The 7,111-nt window shown below is 65.1% G+C and carries 6 protein-coding genes; 2 read left to right on the forward strand and 4 right to left on the reverse strand.

Going from position 1 to position 7,111, the window contains the following annotated elements:
* Nucleotides 1–64 precede the first annotated feature (64 nt).
* The gene (locus tag JNL31_RS16840) at nt 65–484 is read left to right on the forward strand and encodes a MarR family transcriptional regulator (protein ID WP_294975756.1); all 420 of its coding nucleotides are present in this window, start codon (nt 65–67) and stop codon (nt 482–484) included.
* On the opposite strand, the gene JNL31_RS16845 is transcribed toward JNL31_RS16840, so the two are convergent.
* Nucleotides 456–1,094: a TetR/AcrR family transcriptional regulator gene (locus JNL31_RS16845; protein WP_294975759.1), complete on the reverse strand. Its 639-nt coding sequence runs from the start codon at nt 1,092–1,094 to the stop codon at nt 456–458. The two genes, JNL31_RS16840 and JNL31_RS16845, sit on opposite strands and share 29 nt — an antisense overlap.
* A 132-nt stretch (nt 1,095–1,226) precedes the next feature.
* Between JNL31_RS16845 and JNL31_RS16850 the strand changes: the two genes are divergently transcribed.
* The gene (locus JNL31_RS16850; protein ID WP_294975762.1) at nt 1,227–3,251 is read left to right on the forward strand and encodes an NADH:flavin oxidoreductase; all 2,025 of its coding nucleotides are present in this window, start codon (nt 1,227–1,229) and stop codon (nt 3,249–3,251) included.
* On the opposite strand, the gene JNL31_RS16855 is transcribed toward JNL31_RS16850, so the two are convergent.
* The 3 genes from JNL31_RS16855 to JNL31_RS16865 all read right to left on the reverse strand — a co-directional run.
* Entirely contained in the window at nt 3,248–3,655 is a 408-nt protein-coding gene (locus JNL31_RS16855; RefSeq protein ID WP_294975765.1) for a Fur family transcriptional regulator, read from the reverse strand. The two genes, JNL31_RS16850 and JNL31_RS16855, sit on opposite strands and share 4 nt — an antisense overlap.
* Nucleotides 3,656–3,972: 317 nt before the next feature.
* Nucleotides 3,973–4,323 (reverse strand): hypothetical protein, encoded by a 351-nt coding sequence (locus JNL31_RS16860; RefSeq protein ID WP_294975768.1) that lies wholly within the window; start codon nt 4,321–4,323, stop codon nt 3,973–3,975.
* Between the two features lie 80 nt (nt 4,324–4,403).
* Nucleotides 4,404–7,111, reverse strand: a 2,708-nt coding sequence (locus tag JNL31_RS16865) for a vitamin B12-dependent ribonucleotide reductase (RefSeq protein ID WP_294975771.1), incomplete at its 5' end; no start/stop codon positions are given.

Below are 7,111 nucleotides of genomic sequence, written 5' to 3' on the forward strand. Positions count from 1 at the left end.
CGACTCGCGCCCGGTTGCTGTCAACAACCTTGCACGGATCAACCGCAGGGCGTATCGCCAAGCCATGAGCGACGCAAAAGATTATCACCTCGATGACCAGATCGGCTATATCCTGCGCCGGGTGACGCAGCGCCATCTGTCGATCTTTGCCGCCGCCATCCCCGAGGTCACGACCACCCAGTTCGCCGTCCTCGCCCGTCTTGCCGAGATCGGGCCGGTCTCGCAGAACCACCTGGGCCGCGCCACCGCCATGGATGCCGCGACCATCAAGGGCGTGGTCGACCGCCTGGCCAGGCTGGGGCTGGTGGCAACCACCGCCGACCCGGCCGACCGCCGACGCCTGACCGTCAGCCTGACCGAGGCCGGAACCGAGCTATTCGCGGCGCGCGCGGCGACGGCGCTTCAGATTTCTGCCGACACCGTCTCACCACTTTCGGTGGCAGAGGCGCAAGCCCTCAAGGCCCTGCTGCTGCGCCTGACCTGACCGCGTGGCGGTCAAGGAACGCGGCGACCTCCGCGCTGGTCGGAGCAACGCCCGAGAAGATCAGGGCATAGGCCGGAATGCGGGCCATGCGGACGTCGAAACTTTCGTCCGAACGCAGCGCGATATATCCGACCTGGGTCAGATACAGCGTCCGCGCCCGGGTGTCGGATTCTGTTCCGTCATAGCCGAAACGGCGGAACAAGGCCGCGATCGCCGCCACGCGGGCCGCATCAGCCTCGGCCATCGCCGTAGCGACGGCGGCATCGGTCTGCGACCAGGTCCGCATCGCGAACTCCAGGCGGCTGTCGAAAAGCTCGGGATCGACCCAGCAGTCGATCAGGTTCAGCATCGCTTCGGAAATCGCCGCCGCCGGGGCCTCGCAGCGCGCCACCAGATTGCCGGTATTCTTCGACCGCCAGCGGGCGATCAAGCCGGCAAGGAGCGCCTCCCGGTCGGGGAAATGCCAGTAGAAGCTTGTCCGCGACAGGCCCAACCGGTCGGCCAGCGGCATGACCTTCACCGCCTCGACGCCCCCCTCGACCAGAAGTCCATAGGCCGCATCCAGCCATAGTTCGGGGGTACCCCGCCAGCCGCGCTCTGTCTTTGCCATGTTCATGCGACCGACCTAATCATCCGATGCCTTCCGGCACAAGCGGATCAAAACAAAACTCGACACATGTGTCAAGTTTTGCCATACTCCGCCCCAGTCCACGATTCCACCCCGCGAAAAGGCCAGGGCCCCATGTCCAACGATCCCCTTCTCCAGCCGTTCCAGTTGAAACACCTGACGCTGCGCAACCGGATCATGACCACCAGCCATGAACCGGCCTACGGCGACGACGGGATGCCGAAGGACCGCTACCGGCTTTACCATCTGGAACGCGCCAAGGCCGGGGTCGCCATGGTGATGACCGCCGGGTCCGCCAGCGTCAGCCGCGACAGCCCGCCGGTATTTTCCAACCTCCTGGTCTGGAAGGACGAGATCGTGCCGTGGATGAAGCGGCTCGTCGACGACTGCCACGAGGCCGGGGCTGGGGTGATGATCCAGCTCTCGCATCTTGGCCGCCGGACGCGCTGGGACAAGGGTGACTGGCTGCCGGTCGTCTCCTCGACCCACGAACGCGAACCCGCGCACCGGGCCTTCCCAAAACCGGCCGAGGACTGGGACATCGACCGCATCATCCGCGACTATGTGGATGCCGCCGAACGGATGAAGGACGCGGGCGTCGACGGGATCGAGTTCCTGTGCCACGGCCACCTGCTCGACCAGTTCATGTCGCCGCTGACCAACTTCCTTGACGGCCCCTACGGCGGGTCGCTGGAAAACCGCGCCCGGCTGACGCTGGACATCGTGGCCGCCGTCAGGAAGCGGATCGGCCTGAAGATCATCCTTGGCCTGCGTTACGGCGTCGACGAGATGGAGCCGGGCGGGATCGACATGGAAGAGGGCATCGCCCTTGGCAAGATGTTCCGCGACAGCGGCATGGTCGACTACCTGAACGTCAACCGCTCGCGCATCCACACCGACCCGGCGATGACCGACATGATCCCGATCCAGGGCATGCGGTCCGCCCCGCACCTCGACTTCGCCGGCCGCATCCGCGCCGAAGTCGGGATGCCCACGCTGCACGCCGCCCGCATCCCGGACGTGGCGACGGCCCGGCACGCGGTGGCGACGGGCCAGGTCGACATGGTGGGGATGACGCGCGCGCACATGGCCGACCCGCATATCGTGCGCAAGATCGTCGAGGGCCGCGAGGAAGACATCCGGCCTTGCGTCGGCGCAACCTATTGCCTGGACCGGATCTATCAGGGCGGCATGGCGCTTTGCATCCACAACCCCTCGACCGGGCGCGAGCAGACGCAGCCGCATGAGATCGCGAAGGCAGACGTGAGGAAGAAGGTCGTCGTGGTCGGCGCCGGTCCTGCGGGGCTGGAGGCGGCGCGGGTGGCCGCCGAACGCGGGCATTCGGTGGTGGTCTTCGAAGTCGCCGACCAGCCGGGGGGACAAATCCGGCTGACGGCGCAATCGAAGCGGCGGGCCGAGATGATCGGGATCATCGACTGGCGCATGGCCCAGTGTACTGCGAAGGGCGTGGAGTTCCGCTTCAACACCTGGGCGGAAGCGGCGGACGTGCTGGCCGAGAACCCCGATGTCGTCGTGATCGCCACCGGGGGGATGCCGCAGACCGATATCCTGTCGGCAGGCAGCGACCTTGTCGTCTCCTCCTGGGACATCCTGTCGGGCGACGTGAAGCCGGGGGCGAACGTGCTTCTCTACGACGACGCGGGCGACCATTCGGCCCTGCAGGCGGCGCAGATGATCGCCGAAGCGGGCGGCAAGGTCGAGGTGATGACCCGCGACCGCAGCTTCGCGCCGGAGGTGATGGCGATGAACCTGGTGCCCTACATGCGGGCGATGCAGGACAAGGACGTGACCTTCACCGTGACCTACAAGCTGGACGCGGTCGAGAGGGCCGGGAACCAGCTGAAGGCAAGGTTCGGGTCGGATTACATGAAGCTCGACAAGACCGGGGTCTATGATCAGGTGGTGGTGAATGCGGGGACGCTGCCCTTGGCCGACATCTACTTCGATCTGAAACCGCAGTCCGGGAACAAGGGGGCGGTGGATTACGATGCGATGATCGACGGGCGGGCGCAGCCTGACGTGGAAGGCTTCCAGCTGTTCCGGATCGGCGACGCGGTCGAGGCGCGGAACACCCACGCGGCGATCTATGACGCGCTGCGGCTGGTGAGGACCGTTTAGGTCTTCTTCCGGCAGTAGAGTTCCATCCGGTGATGGATGATCTCGTAGCCAAGTTCGGCGGCGATTTCCCGCTGGAGTTGTTCGATCTTCTCTGACCGGAATTCGGTGATCTGGCCGGTGTCGAGGTCGACGATGTGGTCGTGATGGGGCGCGTCGGCCACCTCGTACCGTGCCCCGCCGTTTTCGAGGGCGAGGCGGAGGACGACGCCTTCCCGTTCGAGGACGGAGAGGGTGCGGTAGACGGTGGCCAGCGACAGGCTGTCGTCGAGGGTGCGGGCCCGGCGGTGCAGCTCGGCCGCGTCGGGGTGGTCGGAGGCTTCGGTCAGGACTTTCAGCAGCGCTTCCCGCTGGCGGGTCACACGGACTCCGGTGTCGCGGAGGGCCTGGGTGGGGTCTTGCTTCATCAGGGGATGGTAGCGGGTGGGGGGGGCGGGGTCAAATGTCGCGCCTGTGTCCACAGTGGACAAATTTCGATTGCTGTTTGATTACAATGAGTTGTGATTTTCCGTTAGGGTGGCGTTAAGGTTTGGCCGCGGGCGTCCCCACCCCATCCCTCCTCCACAGCCCTGGGGTGGGAGGTGCTTTCGGGTCCGGCGTTGGATTGGATGGCCGGTGGCGGACCGGGGGTTTCACACCCCCGGACCCCCGTGGGATATTTGGGCAAATGTGAAAGGGAGGTGGATGGGCGTCCGACTGCGCCAACTGGGTGCCTGGTGCTGCCTCAGGACGATTGCTGACATTTCGCCATCGGAACCAGCTCTGTGAATCGCCATTCCGTGCGCTTGCGGACTGCGATTGCAACGCAGACTTTCGAGCCCGGAACGAGGTGCAGATCGCCAACACTCTGCGAGACTTCGACGACGCGGCCGTTTTCCAGCAGGGCTGAGAACCGATATCTCCCTGCCTTCGGACTGCCGGGGTATTCAGAAGAGATCGTTCCTGTCAGGTAGACAAAGGATTTCACCGGTTTCAGCCAGTCGATGACGGCGAAGAGGACAACAAGAAGCAGGATTGGCGAAAGCAGAAACGTGACGAGCGAGGCAGTCCGAGAGAACGAGGCGGGTAGTTTCAAGTCTCACCTCTGAGCGCACCCTATGATACGGAAACGGCGGGCGCTTGGCCCGCCGTTTGGTTTCGTCTGTCGAGCCGGGATCAGCTACACCCGGTCGTTGCGCCACAGCTATTGCACTTCAGGCAGGAGCCGTTCCTGACCATCGTGTAGTTCCCGCATTCCGAGCAGCTGTCGCCGGTGTAGCCCTGGATCTTCGCCTTGGTCCGGGCGTCGGAGGTGCCGAGGGCGAAGGTGCTGGTCGATTCCGAGAAGCCGGAAACCCGGGTTTCGGAGAGGACCGCCGTCATCGGGGCGGCCAGGTCGGTGCCGGTGGCGAGGCCGCCGCCGAAGGCCGTGGTCTGGCCACCCTGCAACACGGTGAACTCCTGCGGCAGGCGTTTGCGCAGGTAGCCGGTGGAGCTGATCTGCTTCAGCACTTCCAGCGATTTCGAGGCTGCCGTCTCGCTGGGCTCGGCGATGTTGCGCTTGCCCTCTTCCTCGCCCCGTCCAAGCTCGTCGAACGACGCGCCCTTCGGAGCGACATGGGCGAGGTCGGTGCGGTCGAGGTAGCTGACCGCCAGTTCGCGGAAGATGTAGTCGAGGATCGAGGTCGCATTCTTGATCGAGTCGTTGCCCTGCACCATGCCTGCCGGTTCGAAGCGGGTGAAGGTGAAGGCTTCAACGAATTCGTCCAGCGGCACGCCGTATTGCAGGCCCACGGAAACCGCGATGGCGAAGTTGTTCATCATCGCCCGGAAGCCCGCACCTTCCTTGTGCATGTCGATGAAGATCTCGCCCAGGGAGCCGTCGGCATATTCGCCGGTGCGGAGATAGACCTTGTGGCCGCCGACGATGGCTTTCTGGGTGTAGCCCTTGCGGCGTTCCGGCAGCTTTTCGCGGTGACGGCTGATCAACTCCTTGACGATCACCTTCTCGACGATCTTCTCGGCGATGACGGCGGCCTTTTCCTGCGCCGAACCGGTGGCCAGGATCTCCTCGGCCTCTTCGTCGTCCTCGATCAGGGCGGCGGCGAGGGGTTGCGAGAGTTTCGAGCCGTCGCGGTAGAGCGCGTTGGCCTTGATGCCGAGCGAGTGGGAAAGCTCATAGGCCGCCAGCGTCTCGGCGATGGTGGCGTTGTTCGGCATGTTGATCGTCTTGGAGATAGCGCCGGAGATGAACGACTGCGCGGCGGCCATCATGGTGATGTGGCTGTTGACGCTGAGGAAGCGCTTGCCGGTCTTGCCGCAGGGGTTGGCGCAGTCGAAGACGTTCAGGTGCTGCGGTTTCAGGAAGGGGGCGCCTTCGAGGGTCATCGTGCCGCAGACATGGTCGTTCGCGGCGTCGATCTGGGCCTTGGTGAAGCCCAAGTGACGCAGAAGGTCGAAGGTCGGGTCGGCCAGTTTCTCGGCGGGGATGCCAAGGGTGCCCTTGCAGAAATCCTCGCCCAGGGTCCATTGGTTGAAGACGAAGCGGATGTCGAAGGCCGAGGGGAGCGCGGCCTCGATCTTCTCGATCTCGCGCGGGCCGAAGCCGTGGCCGATCAGCGCGGTGTGGTTGATCGCGGGGGCCTGGCCGAGGGAGGCGTGGCCGACGGCATAGGCGACGATCTCGGCGGCCTGGGCAGTGGAGTAGCCGAGGGTTTCGAGGGCGGCGGGGACCGACTGGTTGATGATCTTGAAGTAGCCGCCGCCCGCGAGCTTCTTGAACTTCACCAGGGCGAAGTCGGGCTCGATGCCGGTGGTGTCGCAGTCCATGACGAGGCCGATGGTGCCGGTGGGGGCGATCACGGTCGTCTGGGCGTTGCGGTAGCCGTGAGCTTCACCCAGACGCAGGGCCTCGTCCCAGGCGGATTTCGCAAGGGCGACAAGGCTTTGGTCGGGGACGTTCGCGTGGTCAAGCGCGACGGCGGGGACGTTCAGGCCTTCATACGCGGTGCCATGGGCTGCCGCGCGGTGGTTGCGGATGACGCGGAGCATGTGCTGGGCGTTGCGCTGGTAGCCGGAGAACGGCCCCAGTTCCTTGGCCATTTCGGCCGAGGTCGCGTAGCTGACGCCGGTCATGATCGCAGTGAGCGCCCCGCAAAGCGCGCGGCCTTCGTCAGAGTCGTAGCCAAGGCCCATGTTCATCAGGAGGCCGCCGATGTTGGCGTAGCCGAGGCCGAGGGTGCGGAAGTCGTAGGAAAGCTGGGCGATTTCCTGCGACGGGAACTGCGCCATCATCACCGAGATTTCCAGCGTCACGGTCCAGAGCCGGGTGGCGTGGACATAGGCCTCGGCGTCGAACTTGCCGTTGTGATGGAAGGTCAGCAGGTTCATCGACGCCAGGTTGCAGGCGGTGTCGTCGAGGAACATGTATTCCGAGCAGGGGTTCGAGCCGCGGATCGGGCCGTCCTCGGGGCAGGTGTGCCAAGCGTTGACGGTGTCGTGGAACTGGATGCCGGGGTCGGCGCAGGCCCAGGCGGCGTGGCCGATCTGGTCCCAAAGCTCACGCGCGCTCACGGTCTTGGCGACCTTGCCGTCGGTGCGGCGGATGAGCTCCCAGGGCTTGTCTTCCTTGACGGCCTTGAGGAAGGCGTCGGTGACCCGCACCGAGTTGTTCGAGTTCTGCCCCGATACGGTGGCATAGGCCTCGCTGTCCCAGTCGGTGTCGTAGGTCGGGAACTCGATCGCGGCATAGCCCTGGCGGGCATAGTCCAGCACCCGCTTGGTATAGGTATCCGGGATCGCGGCCTTCTTCGCCGCCCGGAGCGCGGTCTTCAGCGCGACGTTCTTCGCCGGATCGGTGGCGTCGGCCAGACCACCGTCCCAGC

This window comes from Tabrizicola sp., from assembly GCF_016792905.1.
GTDB lineage: Bacteria > Pseudomonadota > Alphaproteobacteria > Rhodobacterales > Rhodobacteraceae > Tabrizicola.

Coding starts and splice junctions, on each gene's coding strand:
- JNL31_RS16855 (WP_294975765.1), bottom strand. CDS start 3,655: ATGAAGCAAGACCCCACCCAGGCCCTCCGCGACACCGGAGTCCGTGTG.
- JNL31_RS16840 (WP_294975756.1), top strand. CDS start 65: ATGAGCGACGCAAAAGATTATCACCTCGATGACCAGATCGGCTATATC.
- JNL31_RS16850 (WP_294975762.1), top strand. CDS start 1,227: ATGTCCAACGATCCCCTTCTCCAGCCGTTCCAGTTGAAACACCTGACG.
- JNL31_RS16845 (WP_294975759.1), bottom strand. CDS start 1,094: ATGGCAAAGACAGAGCGCGGCTGGCGGGGTACCCCCGAACTATGGCTG.